The organism is Candidatus Zixiibacteriota bacterium (assembly GCA_017999435.1).
Lineage (GTDB): Bacteria > Zixibacteria > MSB-5A5 > GN15 > FEB-12 > JAGNLV01.
Genome location: JAGNLV010000003.1, coordinates 342,018 through 360,936, shown reverse-complemented (window position 1 = coordinate 360,936; position 18,919 = coordinate 342,018). Strand labels below are relative to the sequence as shown.

General features: G+C 66.6%; 11 protein-coding genes. 9 read left to right on the top strand and 2 right to left on the bottom strand.

The window, feature by feature from the left end:
* Positions 1–4: 4 nt before the first annotated feature.
* Both KA261_09570 and KA261_09565 read right to left on the bottom strand, forming a co-directional pair.
* A complete protein-coding gene (locus KA261_09570; protein MBP7698046.1) occupies positions 5–5,488 on the bottom strand; it encodes a hypothetical protein in 5,484 nt (1,827 codons plus the stop codon).
* 135 nt (positions 5,489–5,623) lie between these two features.
* A complete protein-coding gene (locus tag KA261_09565) occupies positions 5,624–6,451 on the bottom strand; it encodes an SRPBCC domain-containing protein (protein MBP7698045.1) in 828 nt (275 codons plus the stop codon).
* Positions 6,452–7,006: 555 nt separating this feature from the next.
* On the opposite strand from KA261_09565, the gene KA261_09560 reads away from it, so the two are divergent.
* The 9 genes from KA261_09560 to KA261_09520 all read left to right on the top strand — a co-directional run bounded on the left by KA261_09560 (position 7,007) and on the right by KA261_09520 (position 18,863).
* Complete coding sequence (locus KA261_09560) at positions 7,007–9,562, top strand: thrombospondin type 3 repeat-containing protein (GenBank protein MBP7698044.1); 2,556 nt, start codon at positions 7,007–7,009, stop codon at positions 9,560–9,562.
* Positions 9,563–9,750: 188 nt separating this feature from the next.
* Positions 9,751–10,386: a hypothetical protein gene (locus KA261_09555; GenBank protein MBP7698043.1), complete on the top strand. Its 636-nt coding sequence runs from the start codon at positions 9,751–9,753 to the stop codon at positions 10,384–10,386.
* A gap of 391 nt (positions 10,387–10,777) precedes the next feature.
* Positions 10,778–11,341 (top strand): sigma-70 family RNA polymerase sigma factor, encoded by a 564-nt coding sequence (locus tag KA261_09550; GenBank protein ID MBP7698042.1) that lies wholly within the window; start codon positions 10,778–10,780, stop codon positions 11,339–11,341.
* 26 nt (positions 11,342–11,367) lie between these two features.
* Positions 11,368–12,279: a DUF4097 family beta strand repeat protein gene (locus KA261_09545; protein ID MBP7698041.1), complete on the top strand. Its 912-nt coding sequence runs from the start codon at positions 11,368–11,370 to the stop codon at positions 12,277–12,279.
* A 32-nt stretch (positions 12,280–12,311) separates the two neighbouring features.
* Positions 12,312–13,610: a polymer-forming cytoskeletal protein gene (locus tag KA261_09540; GenBank protein ID MBP7698040.1), complete on the top strand. Its 1,299-nt coding sequence runs from the start codon at positions 12,312–12,314 to the stop codon at positions 13,608–13,610.
* 82 nt (positions 13,611–13,692) lie between these two features.
* Positions 13,693–14,544, top strand: coding sequence for a hypothetical protein (locus tag KA261_09535; protein MBP7698039.1), 852 nt, complete (start codon positions 13,693–13,695; stop codon positions 14,542–14,544).
* A 260-nt stretch (positions 14,545–14,804) separates the two neighbouring features.
* The gene (locus KA261_09530) at positions 14,805–16,187 is read left to right on the top strand and encodes a trypsin-like peptidase domain-containing protein (GenBank protein ID MBP7698038.1); all 1,383 of its coding nucleotides are present in this window, start codon (positions 14,805–14,807) and stop codon (positions 16,185–16,187) included.
* Positions 16,180–17,634, top strand: a complete 1,455-nt coding sequence (locus KA261_09525) for a PDZ domain-containing protein (protein MBP7698037.1) — start codon at positions 16,180–16,182, stop codon at positions 17,632–17,634. The genes KA261_09530 and KA261_09525 overlap by 8 nt, the downstream gene beginning before the upstream one ends.
* Before the next feature lie 371 nt (positions 17,635–18,005).
* The gene (locus KA261_09520; GenBank protein ID MBP7698036.1) at positions 18,006–18,863 is read left to right on the top strand and encodes a T9SS type A sorting domain-containing protein; all 858 of its coding nucleotides are present in this window, start codon (positions 18,006–18,008) and stop codon (positions 18,861–18,863) included.
* The last annotated feature ends 56 nt before the right edge of the window (positions 18,864–18,919 follow it).

Sequence of the window (18,919 nt, the reverse complement as noted above, 5' to 3'; positions counted from 1 at the left end):
TCCGCTACCTCCCGTCTCCGCCCGGGCGGCGCACGGTGAGCACGCCGCTGCCGGAGGCGCCTGCGATCACCGGGTTGTACATGCACTCGGCGGCGATGGGGGGAACCTGGAATTCGCCGGCGGCGACAGCGCGGAGCGAGTAATGATAGACAACCGCGGTCTTCGGGTTGAGGTCGACAAACAGCAGGACGCGGTCATCGCGAATGTCGGAGTTGCCGATGGCGGCGCTCTCGCGGGGGATCCAGGCGAGGCGCGGGGTCGTCTTCAGACGCGGGTTCTCGACGGCGAATCCGGCGGGGAGGAGATCGTTGATCGCGACGTGGGAGAGATTGTCCCGCTCGGCGATCGCTTCGATGCGGCAGATGACCTGGTCGCCGAGGCGGACGCTGTCGAGTTCGAGCGGGTTGCCGTCGGCATCGAGATACTCGCGGGCCACCCGGATCCCGCGGGCGAATTCTTCGACCGCGGGAGAAGTCGACACGCCGGAAAGCTGCCAGTAGTAGTAGCACGGACCGGCGCCGTCGATGCTGATCGTGACCTCGCGGCCGAGGAAATTCTCGCGCGTGAGGCTCAGGCCGGTTTCATCGAAGGTGTAGGCGGAGTCGCCGGCCAGGGCGACGCGGCCGGTGAAATCAGCGGCCGGGCGCGACCCGAGGTAGCGGCCGAGCGCCATGAGCGCAAAGGCGCTCTCTTGGGTCGTGTACCACCGTCCGACTCGGGCGCTCTCGGTCAGATCGCGGGCGAGCACAGCCGCCGAGGGGTTGTCCGGGTCGAGGCGCGCGAGGACATCGAGCATGACCGCGCTCGTCCGCGTGCCGGAGGCAAGGGTGCCCCCGGTTTCGGGGGGAAAAACGGCCGGCTGGATCTCGATCGGGTCGATGATGGCGAAGGCGGCGGTGCGGTCGCCGGCGAGGGCGAGCGCGCCGGCCAGGTGGAACTTCGCCTGCAGCGACAGCGGCGCGATCGGAATCTGGCGCAGTTCGTTGAGAATCTTGCGGTCGAGCTGGTCGGTGGAGGCGAGCGCGTAGGCCGCGTAGACGCGGATCTCGGCATCGGCGTCGGTCAGGTCGCGGCCGCGCGCCCACGCCAGGAGGCGCTTGCGCACCGCCTCGTAGAGATCGTCCTCGACCACGAACCCCGCCTGTCGGGCCTCCAGCAGGAAGTGTCCGGCGTACACGCTCGTCCAGGGCGAAGGCGGGCCGCCGCCGGGCCAGAAGCTGAACGTGCCGTCCGCCCGCATCATCGCCCCCAGCCGCCGAATCCCCTCCTGCACGAAGTAGTCGGGGGCGTTCCCGCCGAGCAGTTCGGGACTGACGAAACGCGCCAGAGACTCGAAATACAGGAGCGGGAACACCCGCGAGGTAGTCTGTTCAACGCACCCATACGGGTAGGAGAGGAGGTACTCGATCTGGCGGCGGAACTGAAGGGCGTTCAGCGACGACGTCTGGAGGGTGAACCGGGCGGTGCGCGGGATCACATCGGCCGGCGGTACGATGCGGGCGGCGGCGGTGTCGGTGACGACGCCCGCGCCATAGCGGGTGGAGAGCGGGCGGGCGGGACGGTTGGGCAACTGGAAGGCTGCCTCCGTCTGGTCGGCGCCGGCGGTTGCGCGGATGCGGACAGCGATGGGACCAGGCACGACGCCGGCCTTGAACGTGAAGGCCACCGAACCCTCGGCGCCGTCGGCCAGCGCGATCGTCCGGGCTTTGTCGCCGACCGCTTCGGCCGGACCGTCCAGTTCAAGCTCCACGGTCACCTCGCCCGAGTCGCCGGTGTGATTGAACACGGTGACGAGACCGGTGACCACGTCGTTCGGGCTGACGAAGCGCGGGAAGCTCTCCTGCACGATGAGGTTTTCGCGGACAGTGACTTCGCGCACGGCGGAGCCGAAACGGTTGCCCTGTGCGGCCACGGCCATGAGCACGAGCCGGCCGTTGAAGGCGGGGAGGCGGAAATCGATCGAGGCGCGGCCGGAAGCGTCGGTCGTCACCAGCCCCGACCAGAGTGCGACCGGTTGGACGCGGCCGGCGGCGAACGGGTTGAGGTGGCGGCGGCGGGCGGCCTCGAAGAAACGGTCGCCCCCGGGCGCCAGGTGGCTCTCCGCGGCCTGTATGTTGGGGTAGAGGAAGGAGTAGATGTCGTAAGGCCGCAGCGACGGGGCGCGCTGGCCGTAGAAGAATTCCAGCGGGTCGGGGGCGGCGAAACCGGTCAACTGGAGAATGCCGGCATCGACGACCGCGAGCGTGAGCTGAGTCGGGCCGGGGACGCCGACACGGACGCCGACGGTCATGGTGCGGTGGGGCTGCATGACCTCGGGGGCCTCGAGAGCGATGTTAAGATCGCGCTCGGATTTCTGCAGGAAGAGCGGGGCGATGCCGAAAGCGCGGGCCGGTGCCGAGCGGTCAACCTCGGCGGCCTTCTTCAACACCGTGGCCGTGACGTAGGCGTTCGGAAAATACCCGTCCTTGACCCGGAGGCGGACCTCGGCCGTGTTGTCCGGCATGGCCATGACAAACGACTCGTGCACCGTCTCCTTCTCCACCGTGACCAGGAGCGTGCCGCCGAAGGGGGCGCGGATCTGTACGACCGCGTCCTCGCCGGGCCGGTAGACCGTCTTGTCCAGACCGATCTCGATGCGCTCCGGTTCCTCCATCGACCACGGGGCGTACCCCCAGCCTGACGCGTAGAGGGAGACGTCAGCCGAATGGCCGCCCGACGGGTCGGCGATCACGAGGCGGAATTCGCCGTGGGTGTCGGGGGTGAAGGAGACGACAGCCCCGGAATCCGCCAGGGCGACCGTCTGCGTCTGAAGGAGCGTCTCATCGCGCTCAGACTTGTAGCGGTAGCGTCCCTGCGAATCGCGGGTGAGCACGGTGTTCCAGGTGACGCGGTACAGGCGGGCCTCGGCGGCCGCGAGCGGCACGGGCCGGCCCTCGGGGTTGAGGGCGATGACGCGCGCGGCGAACGGCTCGCCCGGCGTTGCGTACCCTTCAAGATCCAGCCGCACCCCCACGTAGCGCGGGTACGGGTTGATGATCACCTCGCGGTACCCACTGACGGCGCGGCCGCCCTGCTCGGAGACGAAGGCGCCGATGAGCGCCCGGAGAGCGGACGGGGGCGTGAGGTCGCGCGGCACGGTGTAGCTGTACGTGTGCCGGCCGTCGCCGTCCAGCGCCGCGTCGGGAAGATTGTCCGTGCGCGGCATGAATTTCCGCTGCGAGTCGGCGAAACTGTACTTGCTGTAACCCGAGGGGACGAAAGTGTGCGGCTCGATCTGCACGCGGCCGGCCACGGCGTGGTTGGCGGCGGGGGAGCCGAAGAGGAACTCGGCGGCGACGTTGATCGGGATGTTCTCGCCGACCGTGTAGGCCGCCCGGGCCGTTTCGACCGACACCTTGATCCGGTCGGGCACGAATTCCTCGACCTGGAAATCGGTGCGGCCGATCTCGAGGTCGTCGCCGATGCGTGCGATGGCGGTGTACTTGCCGGTGCGGGCGTATTCGGGGAGAGCCAGATCGGTGGCGGCGAACGCGCTGCGGCCGGTGGTGAGGCGGACAGTCTGAAAATCGCGGCCGGTCGGGTCTTTGATGTTCAGGAAATAGGGAAAGTCGGCGGGGACCGCGCCCCCGGGGGCGCGCACGAGGACCGCCACGTGCGTTGTCTCCCCCGGACGGTAAACGCCCCGGTCGGTGTAGACGAACGCCTCGTAACCCCGGGTGAGCAGGGGCCGGCCCTTGACCTCGAAGTCGGTCAGGTCAAGGCCGGTTTCGGCGAAGCGAAGATAGGAGAGGTCACCCTCGTATTCGACGGTGATGACGTACGGTTCAAACCCGGCCGTCTGCTCGACGATCTTCTCGAAAACCGCCGCGCCCCGGGAATCCGTCCGGCCCTGGAGCAGGAGCTGGTTGTTCCGGCTGTACAGGCGGACTTCGGCCCCCCGAACCGGCTCGACCGTCGAGAGGCGGTTGACCCAGACCACGAGGTAATCCTCCGAGAGGCGGGCGATGAGGCCGAGGTCGGTGAGCAGGGCGAGGCGGGAGTCGCGGACCCACCGCGAGGTCGGGCTGTACGCGCTGATCTTGTAGATGCCGCGCGCGGTGTCGCCGACGATGCCGGCGACGTCGACAGTCGTGGGGACCTTCTCGTTCTTCCGCTCCGGCACGGCGTGCCGAGCGGTGAAGAAGGTGCGGCCGACAGCGCGGATGTCGGCCGCGCCCCGCTCAAACGGATCGGCCTGACCCCCGGCCAGGGCATAGACGAGATTGTTCGCAAAGATGTGCTCGATCTCGACCGCGAGGGAATCAACGTTGATCGTCTCGATTTCCAGAAGTCCGGAATTCTCTCTCGGAAGGTAGATGCCCTCCGAGCGGAACAGCACGGTGGGGGGGATGTCCTGGATGGTGACGCGGCCGGAGAAGTCGTCGGCCAGAACGGCGCCCGCCTGCGACCGGAGGCCGGAGGCGACGCTGACGGTGTAGGTTTCGCCGGGCGTGAAAGCGCCGGTCAGGAGGATCTGGTTGAAGCGGGTCTCGGCGCGGAAGTCGACCGCGGGCTCGACCGCGACAAAATCCTCGACCCGGTCGGTCGCAATCATGGTTGAGAAGGAAAGGTAGACCAGCGGCCGGATCCCTTCCGTGTACGTCCCCACCTCGTGCACGACCAGGCGCTCCCGGGGCGGCACGACGAGGTCGCCCGTGTGGTCGCGCTCCAGGGGACGGCCGCAGTTCGGGCAGTCGACGCCGGCTCTGATCGTGACCAGGTAGACCTGCTCGGAGTCGGAGGCGGGCACGGGATCGGTGGCGAGCGAGATGATGTCGGCGGTGGCCGGACCGCCGGATTCGTCGCCCGCACCGCTCCGCCCGGCGGTCTGGGTATTGATGACATCAAGCAGGCTGAACGAGAGCCGGCCCGCCTCGGCGTTCTTCTTCCCTTCGATCGTCAGCCGTTCGGTGAGATCCTCAATGAAGATTGGGTAGTTGAAACGCAGGTCGACGTGAACGCGGACATGGCCGGGCCGATCCTCGGCCGGCATGGTGTAGGAGGAGACCCCCATGATGCTGAGGGGGTCGGTGCGGAACGAGAACGTGCGCTTCTCGGCGATCCGGCGGCCGTCGCGCCAGGCGAGGTCGGAGGCGACGGTCGCGGTGTACGCGGTGGCCGGGGCCAGGGGAGACTCCGGAAAGAATCGCAGCACCGCCGGTTCAATCCACCGGGCGGCGCCGGCCAGGGGCGGCTCGAAACTCACCGGCGGCGCGGCGACCGGCCGGTTCAGGCTGTCCGGGGAAACGAGGTCGGCGGAAAACGTGATTGTGACATTCGTGCGCCGATCGGTCGTCTCCTGGGGGCGGAAATCTTTGACCCGAACGTTCCGGTCATCGGTCTGCAACTGGGCCCACAGGGTCAGGGTGGTGGCAAGGGCGATGACGGCGACGAGCGACAACAGCACCAGCGGCACCCGGCCGCTCAGACGGTTCCACAGAGCGCGCATACAATCCTCCTCAATCAACTCCGGACCGGCCGGCGTCGGCCCGGGTCGAATTAATGTATTGCGCTCCTCTGTCGGGGACAAGTCTCGTTATTCGTTATACACGCGCCGGGGCGCCGCGCGCCGGCGCCGCCACCCTCACTCGGCCGTACCCGCCAGGTACTCCCGCAGAGCATCGAGAACCAGCCCCCAGGCGCGGTCAAAGTACGCATAGAGACTGTCCCAGTCTTCCCCCTCCCCCCAACCGAGGTGGGTGAGGGTGATGCGGGTTTGCGCCGCAGCCGGCGCGGCCGGGGTCACACCCGAGTCGGCGGCCGGCCGGTCGGGAGCCAGCGGTTCAAATTCGACGACCACCCAGGTGCGCTCGCCGTCGCGGCGGGACGGGAACGAGGGGGGAGCGTTCCACTCGAACGAGAGCATCCGTCCGGGAAGGAAGCTCAGGATCGCGCAGTCCTCGCTCCCGCGCTGGCCGACCGGGGAGGCCATCGAGAAATACAGCTCGAACGAGCCGCCGAGGCGCAGGTCGACGTTGGCTTTCTCGACCAGGAAGGCCTCCAGGCCGGCATTGGTCGTCCAGAGGGTCCAGGCCGAGTCGGCGGAGACGGGGACGACAATCTCTTTGCGCAGCGAGCGCGCGCTCGGACGGGAGACATAGCGCAGCGGCGAGCGGTGGTCGGCGAGGAGGGAGAGCGTCATCGGCTGCAGTTCGTAGGTGTGCACGCCGGCCGCGACCGAAGGCTCGCTGTCCATGAGGGCGCGCGCCTCGGCCTCGGACCCGGTGCGCAGGATGATCAGGCCGAAAGTGGGGTTGAAGACCGGCCCGGCCGCCACCACGATTCCTTTCCGCGTCAGGTCCTTGAGGTAGGCGAAATGGTTGGCCATGACCTGCTCCTCGCGCGGGGTCATGTCGTCGGGCCACCCGGCGCGGGTGCCCAACAGGCGGACGAAGTGATAGACGGGTTTCATATCGGGATTGTCTCCTTGAGCGGCAGGGGCGCCGGCGGACAGAATGAGAAGCAGGCTGACGACGCCGGCCGCGACGGCGCGGCGCCTGGGGTGAGGATCACAGCGGCACAGCATAGACTAAAGAATCCTCCTGTCGGTTGTTGCGGACCGCAAACGGCAGCGACAACATAGGCGTTGGCGACGGTCGGCGCAAGCGCGAGAGGGGCGCGGGCCACGCGGGAAAAGCACTTGACAGACTACCAGATCCACGCTATGTTGAATTAGAAATCAGCCGAATCACGGATCATTTTCCGCCGTCCGGATCGGCGACCGCCGCTTCTCCTGCCCGCGATCGAGGGGGCGCGCCTCGGCATATCGATCGACGGTTTCCCGGCCGGGCGTCCACCGAGAAGGATCACAATGAGAACATTCATTAGATCTTGGGAGTCCTTGTCACCGCTAAGCGTTTGCGGGAGGTATGGTATGCGGACACGATTTTTCGGATGCGTGCTTCTGGGATGTCTGCTCCTGGGCGGGGCCGCCCTGGCCCAGGAGGATCCGGGTATTCCGGATACGATGAAGCTGGTGGCGACGGTGTGCCCGGAAGCGGCGACCGGGCAGCTGAAAGTGGTGGTCGAACTGTGGGGGTGGACGGATCATCTGGTGATGGGCAACGGGGCGGGGTTCACCTGGGATCATCCCAGCCTCGTGATGGACAGCGCGAAGCCGTCGGCCGCTTTGGACGATGCCTACGACGTCGGGCCGTTCTTCTACGAAAACGACAATCTCGCGCTGACCAACGCCAATCGCCGCTTCCTGACCAGCGGGGCCGTGATGTTCTCGTCCGGCCTGCCGGGCAGCACCCAGTGGCGGCACTGGGCGACCTACTACTTCACCCTGACCGGGTGGTCGCCGAGCGACGTGATCACGCTCGACACGCTGTCGTTCAGCCCCGGGTCGGCGTGGGACATGACGGCGGTCAACGACGTCGGCCAGGATGTCTACTTTGAGCCGCGCTGGAAAGGCGCGCTCCACATCGGCGACAACTGCGAGTACTGCGTCGACGTGGACAACGACGGATTCGGCGATCCGACCGTACCCGGCCAAACCTGCCTGCCGGACAACTGCCCCACCGTCAGTAATCCGACGCAGGCGGATGCGGACGGCGACGGTCTCGGCGATGCCTGCGACAACTGCCCGACGATGGCCAACCAGAACCAGGCGGACGGGGACGGCGACGGCAAAGGGGACGTGTGCGATAACTGCCCGGCGATCGCCAATCCGGACCAGCTTGACAGCGACGGCGACGGGAAAGGGAACGTCTGCGACAACTGCCCGACGGTCGCCAATCCCACGCAGGCGGACGGGGACGGGGACGGTTTCGGCGACGCCTGCGACAACTGCCCGTCGCTGGCCAATCCGGACCAGGCGGATGCCGACGGGGACGGCGACGGCGATGTGTGTGACAACTGCCTGTTGGTGGCCAACCCGACGCAGGCGGATGCGGACGGCGACGGTCTCGGCGATGCCTGCGACAACTGCCCGGCCGTCAACAACCCCGGACAGGAGGACGGTGACGGGGACGGGGACGGCGATGCGTGCGACAACTGTCTGGAAATCGCCAACCCGGACCAGGCGGACAGCGACCTGGACGGCCGGGGGAACGCCTGTGACAACTGCCCGACGGTGGCCAACGCCGACCAGGCGGACGGTGACGGCGACGGACGGGGCGACGTCTGCGATAACTGCCCTACGATCGCCAACGCCGACCAGATGGACAGCGACGGCGACGGTCTCGGCGATGCCTGCGACGTGTGTCCCAACGATCCCGACAACGACGTTGACGGGGACAACGTCTGCGGCGATGTCGACAACTGCCCGGCGGTGGCCAACGCCGACCAGGCGGACGGCGACGGAGACTCGATCGGCGACGTCTGCGACAACTGCCCGACCGACAGCAATACCGACCAGGCCGACGGCGATGCCGACGCGATCGGCGACGTCTGCGACAACTGCCCGGCTGAGGCGAACGTCGACCAGGCGGACGGCGACGAGGATACGGTCGGCGACGCCTGCGACAACTGCCCGGCGGTGGTCAATGGCGACCAGGCCGACGGCGATGCCGACGCGATCGGCGACGTGTGCGACAACTGCCCGGCGGAAGCCAACACCGACCAGGCGGATCTCGACGACGACGGGCTCGGCGATGCGTGCGACAACTGCCCGGCGATCGCGAACGCCGACCAGGCGGATGGTGACGGCGACAATGTCGGCGACGTGTGCGACAACTGCCCGGCGGAAGCCAACACCAACCAGGCGGATCTCGACGACGACGGGCTCGGCGATGCCTGCGACAACTGCCCGGCGGTCGCGAACGCCGACCAGGCGGACGGCGACTCGGACGGCGTCGGGGACGCCTGCGACAACTGCCCCGCAATCGCCAACGCCGACCAGCTTGACAGCGACGGCGACGGGATCGGCGACGCCTGCGACGAGTGCCCGTTCGACGCCGAGAACGACATCGACGGCGACAATGTCTGCGGCGATGTGGACAACTGCCCGGCGGTCGCGAACGCTGACCAGGCGGATGCGGACGGCGACAATGTCGGCGACGTGTGCGATAACTGCCCGGCCGCGGCCAACCCGGACCAGGACAACGCGGACGGCGATCTCTACGGCGACGCCTGCGACAACTGCGCGGCGGAGCCGAACGACGATCAGGCGGATGCGGACGGCGACAATGTCGGCGACGTGTGCGACAACTGCCCGGCGACGGCCAATGTCGACCAGACGGACGGCGACGGCGACGGGGTCGGCGACGCGTGCGACAACTGCCCCGAGAAATACAACCCCGACCAGGCCGACACCGACCAGGACGGGATCGGGGATGTCTGCGACGGCTGCTGCGTCGGGATGCGGGGAGATGTGAACGGCGACGGCGAACCGGTGGCCAATATCTCCGACGTTACCTACCTGGTCAACTACCTGTTCCGTCACGGTCCGGAGCCGCCGTGTCTCGCGGAGGCCAACATCAACGGCGACGGACTTGAGAAGGTGGATGTGGCCGATCTGACCCATCTGATCGCGTACCTCTACCGGATGGGTCCGGCGCCGGCCAACTGCCCGTGGTGAGACGGCCGGCTGTTGTGGAATTCGGGAAGCACCCCCGCCCGCGCGGGGGTGTTTCTTTGTGGAACGGCCGGGCCTCCGGAAATCGGAGGTTGCCAGGGGCCGCGATATTGCCTACCATGTGCCGCAAAAATCGAGAAATTGACCGAGACCGTCCCCAATTGACGGGACGGGCGAGGAAAGGACCAAGCATGGGTGTACGAGCGGGAGTCGCCGCGGCGCTGGCCGCGCTGGTGATCGGGTGTTCATCGGGAGACAAGCAGGCCGGGACCGCGGGCGGGCCAAGCGGGATGGCGGACCGGATCGCCCGGGTGGATCCGGCGCAGTTCGACCTGACCGGCCGGCCGGTCGCGCTCGCGGGAATGACGTTTCAGCCGCCCGCCGCCTGGGTCGACCTGGGACCGTCGGGCATGCGCCAGGCAAGCTACTACCTCCGCCCGGTCAGCGGAGATGCCGATTCGGCGACGGTCACCGTGTTCTACTTCGGGCCGGGCGGAGGGGGATCGGTGGCGGCCAATATCGACCGGTGGATCGGCCAGATGGCGACCGGGGAGAAGGACAATCCCTCGGAACGCGCCGAGCGCTCATCGTTGCAGGCGGACAGCCTCCCGGTCCACGTGATCTCGGTCGGAGGGACCTACAGCGGGGCCATGGGCGGGCCGATGGGCGGCGGCGGCGAAGCCCACGCCGACTACCGGATGGTGGCCGCCGTGATCGAGGCCCCCGAAGGAAATGTCTTCTTCAAACTGACCGGACCGGAAAAGACGGCGGTGGAAATGCAGAGTGGATTTTTCGCCATGCTCAAATCGGTGAAAAGGGCCGGCTGAGACGATCGGTCGGGCGGGAACCCGGGTGAAAACATGCGGCCGCCCCGAGCGGCCGGCGATCGTGTTCCCGGAGCGGGCGGACGTGAGGTAAGTGGAACCGGCCCAGGCGGCGATGCGGACAACGCCCGCCGGCAGAGCGCCGATTCACGAGGGGCGCCGCCAAAGATGGATCTCCATCTCGGCCCACCTGACAGGGCCCCCCGAGCACGGTGAGCGCCCGAGAAGTCGCGACTCGAAAAGGAGTTATCATCCAGGTTGCATCGGCGGCCGGTCCGACCGGCGGTGCGCCGGTCCCCTACTTTTCCCTTGTAAGTCGTTGATCGGTTGTATATTCTTGACCGTCGAGGCGAAACAGCGCTTCACCTGAATCGTACAGCAGAAAGAGATATCGGTGCAGGACAACGACGCCCAGGTTATCGAGCAGGCCCTCGCAGGCAACCAGCAGGCGTACCGTATCCTCACCGAGCGGCACCGGCCCTCGGTCTTTCATATCGTCTACAAGATTGTCCGGGACCGGGAAACCGCCAACGACCTGGTTCAGGAAACGTTTATGAAGGCTTTTTCCTCGCTGGCCTCGTACCGGTCGGAGTACCGGTTCTCGACCTGGCTGTACAAAATTGCGGCCAACTGCGCGATCGACCACCTGCGCAAAAGGCGCATTCAGGTCCTGTCGCTGGAGGGGCAGATGGACCGCGATTCCAGCGGGCGGACGATTGAAGTCCCCGACTACTCCTACCACCCGGAACACGACCTCGTGCGCAAAGAGCAGCGCTTCAATATCGAAGAAGCGATCGACTCGCTGCCGAAGAAGTACCGGGAGGTGATCGTCTACCGGCACAAGGAAGATAAATCCTATGAGGAAATAGCCGATCTACTAGGCATACCGATCGGAACCGTCAAGGCCCGGATTTTCCGGGCCCGGGAGCTTCTGAAAAAGAAGCTCAAGTCGATCTGAACCCGGAAAGGTAAAGGGTGCGCAAGATGCCTCGGCTTTCCCGCACAGTTGCCCGCCTTCTGATTCTCCTGGCGGCCACCGCGCCGCCGGCAGCGGGGGAAGAATTCACGTTCGATTACCAGAAAATCGTCGAGGCCCCCGAGCCGGTCCGTCTCGATCTCCGGCTCGTGCGGGGATCGGTCGAGATCACGGGCGCTGAGGACAACCGGGTCGTCATCGAGGCGGTCAAGCGGGTTCGGGCGGGCAGCCGCGACGAGGCCGAGGAACTGGCCGACCACATCGAAATCAAGACCCGCCTTAATGGGACGGCGGTGGAAGTACAGACGAATTACCTGGGCATCACGAGCCGCGGGCGTTCGTTCTGGCAGAAAGTGTTCGGGAAGGGAGAGGATGCGCCCGGAGAGGTGGCCTACAAAGTCTCGGTGCCGGTCCGCAGCGACGTGACCGTCCAGGGACTCGCGGCCACGATCACCCTCGCCTCGATCGAGGGCGCAGTCAGGGTGGAAAACGAGTCCGGCGCGACGCGGGCCGAATATATCTTCGGCCCGGTGACCGTCAGCCAGCCCCAGGGAGATATCGACCTCCTGTGGATCGAGGGGGACATTCGCGTGAAGGCGACGACCGGGACGGTGACGGTAAACCAGGTGCGGGGGGCGCTCGATATCGCCACCCACACGGGAGAGGTGCATGTCCGGACGGAGCTGGACAGCCCGAGGGACTTCTTTGTCGCGACCACCAGCGGCAAGATTACGTTTGCGATTCCGCCGGCGGCCTCCGGCCGCTTCCTCGTAGAGACGGCGAGCGGAGGAATACAGAGCCAAGTGCCGCTCGTGATCGAGTCAGTGACGCGGCAGCAGTTGATCGGGAGTTTCGGCCGCGGCGGGCCGAGGATCAACCTGACGACGTCATCGGGCGACGTCACGGTGGCCCAGTACTGATCGTTCGCGGCGTTGGAACATAGGACGTGGCCATGCGCACCGCAGTGCGAAAGTTCGGTTTGTCCCTTCTTCTCGCGGGCCTCCTCGCGGGCCCCCGCCAGTTCCCGGCCGTCCTGGCCCAGGAGGCGCCGGATGAGCGTGCGGCGGAATCGTCGCTCGCCGCCGATTTGCCTGCCGACGTGGCCGGTCCGGCCACCGCCCCCCCCGGCATCGTTTTTTTCGAAATCCGTCTCTCCGAAGATCGCGCCGTGGCCACCGACACCTCGGGTCGCGAATGGGTGTACGACTTCAACGCCGATGTCTGGGTGGAAGGGACGCCGGGGCAGGAGGGGGGAAGGCTCACCGACCGGCTGCAGCCGCGCACCACCCTGCCGATCGATCTCCGCGCCATCCGCCTGGTGGCGGTGAAGCCGTTCGAGCGCTCGGTGACGATCGGGTATGATGAGTATGTCGACGGCGACATCATCGCCACCGGCCGGGTTACGGTCAAGGGGTGGGTGAAGGGGGATGTCCGGTCGATTGACAAACGGGTACTGGTGACCGAGACCGGACAGGTGGACGGCAGCGTCGAGGCGCCCAGCGTGATCATTCGGCCGGGCGGAGTGGTGAGCGGGACGGTGCGGGAGACGGGCGGCCCGCTCGACGTGGAGAGCCTGACCCGGGCCGTCTCGGTCGATGCCCTCGTTTTGGCGACCGCCCTGGCCTGCGGGCTGCTCTTTTTCGGCTTTCTCGTTCTGGCGGTGGCTCCGCGGCAGGCGGGACGGATCGACGCCTGCATCACCGGCCACCGCGTCCGCACCTGCGCCCTGGGGTTCCTGTTTTCCCTCCTGCTCCCCGTCATCATCGCGCTCTTCATCATCACCCTCGTGGGTATCCTCGTCGTGCCGTTCGTGCCGCTGGTGTATGCGGGCGCGATCGGAATGGGGTTTGTGTCGTTCGGCGGGACTATCGGCGGGTGGGTGCTGAGGCGGCTCACCGGGGCCCGCCAGGGGACGCAGTTGCGCACCGCGCTGGGAACGCTTCTGCTGGCGCTGCTCTGGCTCCTCGTCATTGTCCTGCTCGGCGGGGGTAACGCCTTCCTGCTCGGGCTCGGCTACGCCCTCCTGGCGGCCGCCATTCCGGTCACAAGCTTCCCGGTGTTCGCCGGGATTGGGGGGGCGATCCTGACTCGGTTCGGTTTCCGCGACTATGTGAGCTGGAAGGAGCGCAAGCCGGCCGACACCGGGCCGCCGGCGCCGGCGCCGCCGCCGCTGCACGAACCGCCGCCGATCATCACCCCTTGGCCGCCGGCGCCCGAGCCCCCCGAACGCCGCGAACCTCCGCAGGAGTGAGCGGGGCAACATTCGCTGCCCCCGTCCGTACCATCCCTCAGCAGGTGTCGTGATTGATCGGTCTTGGACCGGAAGGGAGATTATGCGCGGCGTTTTCAGATTCTGGCTCCTAGCGGCCCTCGCGGCGTTGCCGGCGGCGGCCCTCCAGGCGCGGGAGCGGAAAAATACCCCGGTGGCGGCGGAAGGGGCGGAACGGATCAACGTGCAAATTGACTTCGCGGCCGGCAAGCTCCGGATCGATCCGGGGGAGATCGCCGAGGCGGCCGTGTTCGACTTCGCCTACGACGAGGACAAGGTCGACTGCGCCGTCGACTATGAAGTGCGCGGCGGCGTCGGAATGCTTCAGGCCGAGAGCGAGCGGCTCTCGGGGAGCGGGGGCGACACGGGCGACAATGAATGGGAGGTCGTGTTCTCGCGCGCCTATCCGATGAACCTGAGCCTCGACATCGGGGCCTGCGATGCCGAGATCGAGCTGGGCGGGCTGCGGCTGGAGGAAGTCGCTGTCGAATTCGGCGCCGCCTCGGCCGAAATCGGGTTCCGAGAACCCAACCCGGCCCGCATGAGAGAACTGCGGTTCGAGGCCGGCGCGAGCTCGGTGACGGCGACCGACCTGGGCAACGCCAATTTCGAATCCTGTGAGTTCGAGGGCGGTGTCGGCTCCTTCGATCTCGACTTCCGCGGAGAGTACCACGGGGAGTCGGAGATCCGGGTGAAGGTGGGGCTGGGCTCGGCCGAGATCACTCTGCCCGTGGACATCCCCTGCCGCATCGAAGGACCGGGGGGCGGCCTGCTGTCGTCGGTCGAGATTCACGGCGGCGGCCTGCGGGAGATTGCCGACGACGTCTGGGAGTCGGACGACTACGCCGGAGCTTCGACCCGTCTCCGACTGATTCTCGAGCTCGGGCTCGGCGCGGTGGATGTGCGCTTCCGCTGACGCGGGCGAACGGAGGACGGCATGCGCGGCCGGGCGGTTTGAGCCGCCCGGCCGTTTCTTGTTGCGCCGGGGGCGTTAAAACTTGCCGGGGGCGGGCGCGGGTTCTATACTCTCCGCGGACCGGAGCGACCGGCCGAGCGGAGCCGCCGATGCCGATGAGCAGGCGGCGGCCGCGCGGCCGGGGACCCTTGGGGCTCACCGAACATTCCGCGCACAGGCGTGTTATAAGGGCACGAGAAAAAACGATGCAAGGAGCCAGGATGCACCTCAGGCAAGTCGGGGTTGTGCTGCTGTTCTTATTCATGTGTGCGGCCGTGACACGGGCGGCGGCGCCAACCGATCTTCAGGAACGCATCTACTATGCCCGCGACCGGGTGCTCCCGGCGCTCGTGCATATCCAGCCGGTCATCAGGAACTACGACACCGGAGAACTCGAGAAGCAGGCCGTCATCGGCTCCGGGGTGATTTTTCACAAAGACGGCTACGTCGTGACCAACTACCACGTGGCCGGGAAAGCCGTGCGGATTATCTGCACCCTGTACGACAAGGAGCAGGTACCGGCGGAGTTTGTCGGGGGGGATCCAATGACCGATCTGTCGGTGATCAAGCTGGACCTCTCAAAGTATGACAAGCCGCTGCAGCCGGCGGAGTTCGGCGACTCCGATTCGATCCATGTCGGCCAGTACGTGCTCGCCATGGGCTCGCCCCTGTCCCTCTCCCGCTCGGTCAGCGCCGGCGTCATCTCCACCCGCGACCGGTATTTCGACGATGACGTGCGGCTGCCTACCGGCGAGCAGACCGGAAAGTACAATCTCTGGATTCAGACGGATGCGGCGATCAACCCGGGGAATTCCGGCGGCCCGCTGGTCGATCTGGACGGTCGGGTGGTCGGAATCAACTCGCGCGCCACCCTGTTCGCCAACAACATCGGGTTCGCCATCCCGGTCAACGTAGTCAAGGAAGTGACGGCGGCGATTCTCGATCACGGAGCGGTCGAACGAAGCTGGATCGGGGTCCACGCCCAGGCGCTCCAGGAGCTGGCCGATTTCTTCGGCGCCGACAGCGGCGAAGGCGTGCTCATATCCTCGATCGACCCCGGGTCGCCGGCGGAGGCACGCTTCCTGAAAGCCGGCGATATCATCACGGCGGTCGACGGGCGCCCGGTGTCGGCCCGGTTCGTCGAGGAACTGCCCGCATTCTACAACCGGATCTCCCGCATCCCCCCGGGGAGTGAGGTGACGCTCTCGGTGAAACGGGACGGCGCGACCATGCCGGTGCGCCTGCGGACCAAACGCCTCGGCGACCTGCAGGGGGAAGATTTCGAGGCCAAAGGATGGGGGTTTACGGTGAAAGCGATCACCCGGCAGATGCAGATTGACGCGACCCTTCCCGACACCCTCGGGGTCATCGTGGTCGGGGTGAAGCGCACCGGCCCGGCGGGGGAAGGGGGCCTGCGGGCGGGCGATGTGATTCAGAAAGTCAACGACGCTGCGGTGGGCTCCCTCGAGGAGTTCGCCGCGCGCTATCGGGAACTGTCGGCGCTGGACACGGAGAGGATCCTGCTGACGGTGAGCCGGACGGGATCGACGCGGTTTGTGCTCTTGAAGGCGGACAAGAACCAGGAGGTTACCCCCCATGAGTAAGCGCGGCCACGGGCGGATGGTACCGAGGCTTGCTCCGGCGGCGGTGTGGGCGGCCCTGTGGCTGCTGGCGCCGGCCGCTGCATTCGCTCAGCATTTCGATTTCCGCACCCTCGAAGAGAAGGTGCGCGCGTTCACGGTCGTCATCGACATGGATGTCGAGATCTCATTCGGGGTCCACTCCACCGAGCAGACCGACCGGTATCTCGGCACGATTGTCAACGACAGCGGGCTGGTTATTTTCGACGGTTCGGGGGTGGGGACCGAAACCGCTATCCCCTCATTCTCCGGATTCGCCGTCAAAACCCGGCCGGTCCGCATTACGGTCACCAGCATGGACGGAAAGACCTACGCGGGCGAATACCTCGGCTATGACCGCTACACCAACTTCGCTTTCCTCCAGATCGACGGCAAAGGGGACACCTTTACGCCCGTGGCGTTCCGGGGCGGCCAGGAGTTCCAGGTCGGGCAGTGGGTCGGCCTGTTCTGGCTGCTCCCGGAGTTCGTGAGTCCCCCGCTGGCGGCGGATGTGGGCATGGTTGCGGCGCGAGTGACTTCGCCGGAGGAGATGGCGCTGACCGTGGGATTCAGTTCGCTCCAGGCGGCCAGTGTCCTCTTCAGCGAGCAGTTGGAGCCGGTCGGGATGCTGGGAGCGCTGGCGGATCCGACCACCGGGGGGGATGACGGCTCCGGGATGCTCGGCACTTTCGGGGATGCCGGGATACCGCTCCTGGGCGTGGTCACGGCGGAGCGCCTAACGCGCCTGATCGCGGAACCGCCGCGCCAGGGGGAGGGCGGCCGCGGCTGGCTGGGCATCACCCTCCAGGCGCTGACGGCCGATATCGCCGCGTTCTGGAATCTGGAAACGCTCGGAGGGATCATCGTCAACGAGGTCGTCAAGGGCTCCCCGGCGGAGGAAGCCGGTCTGGAAGTGGGGGACGTCATTTTCGAAATCAACGGCCAGGCGATCGATGTGGACAAGGAAGAGAAGCTGCCGCTCTTCCAGCGGACCATCTCTGACCTCGGCCCGGGAGCGGCCGTCGAGCTCGGCGTGCTCCGACTCGGGCCCAGCACGATCGACACCCTTCACGTGCTGGTGACGCTGGCGGACGCGCCCATCGCCGCGGCCGACGCGAAGGAACTGAAGGTCGATGAGTTCGAGTTCACGGTCCGCGACCTCGTCTTCTCCGATTACATGATCGCCAATCAGGATCCCGAGAAGTTCGAAGGGGTCGTGGTCTCGAAGATCGAGGCGGGTGGGCTGGCCGAACTCAGCGGCCTGCAGATCGGCGACGTGATTCAGCGGCTCGGCTCCACACCCGTGCGGTCGGTGGCCGACGTCGAGAGTGTCATGACCGGAATGAAGGTTGAAAAGCCCCGGGAGGTCATTCTCTTCGTGTGGCGGGGCGGCAAGACAATGTTCGTGAATTTGAAGACCGACTGGCCGTAAGGCAAACGCCTGATCCGGCAGCAAGAACGGCTAAGCCGACCCGGCGACGGGTCGGCTTTTCTTTTGCGTAGCTGGATCGCCCCAACCGCAAGCGAATGCACAACGCACAGGCCCCGCCACCCGGCATAAATCTCCGGAGCCGATAGCCCCTCTCTCGTCGACAATCGTAAGTTGTTGACTTCGCGTTAATTGCGGGAGCCCACCGGCGGCGGGCCGCGTCGCTCACACCGCCGGCGTTTTTCGGGGACCCGGCATGAAGGTTGCCCAAAGGGGGGCCGGACCTGCCGGTCTCCTCCAACTCGTGCGCGGACGGATCGGCAGGGTCAGAAGACGCCAAAGCACAGAAGGATGATAAGGAAAGGGATTGCAGTATGAGAAAGCTGTTGTTAACGGTCCTGGCGGTGCTCCTCTGTGCGGCCGGCAGCGAGGCGGTTCCGCCGGTCGCCCCATGGGCGGCGCAGGTCACACTGGATACGGTCGCGGCCCGGCCCGGGCAGCACGTGGCCGTACCGATTCGACTGAGCAACAACGACCAAGTGAGCACCGGCATCTATATCCCGCTCCGCCTAGCGAGTTCCTCCCTCACGGTGGATTCGGTCAGCTTCGTCGGCTCCATCATGACGGCCGATTTCACCGGCATGGCCCACGTCAGTGCGTCGGGTCTCACAACGGTGGAGATTGCGCTGGCGCCGAATCTGGTAGCGCCCATTCCAACGATTCCGGCCGTCAACGGGATCATTGCGCGCCTCTGGGTGACGGTGTCGCCCTCGGCGCCGCTCGGGCTGGCCCGGATCGATTCCCTGGCGATCGACTCGGCGCTTTCGGATGGCGGACCGGCCGCCCGCTTGTGGAAGTACGTGCAGGGAGCGACGGCGGAGGGGGTGACGATGATGCCGGGGTTCCGGGCCGGTGGAGTGCTGGTGGAGTCGCCGACCGGGATTGAGGACGAGGAAAACCTGATGCCGGGGCGGTTTGAGCTGGCGCAGAATTATCCGAATCCGTTCAACCCGAGCACGACGATCGGCTTCACTTTGCCGACCGCGCAGGACGTGCAGTTGGTTGTCTACAATGTACTTGGGCAGGAGATCGCCACGCTGGTGAACGGTCGGATGGCGGCCGGGAGCCACCAGGTGACATTTGAGGCCTCGGGGCGGCCGAGCGGCGTCTATTTCTACCGGCTGACCTACGAGGATGGGGTCGAGACCCGAAAAATGACGCTCGTCAAATAAGAAATCAGGCCTTCGTGCCGATGATTACAGGGATAGCGGGATTCTCCGCTATCCCT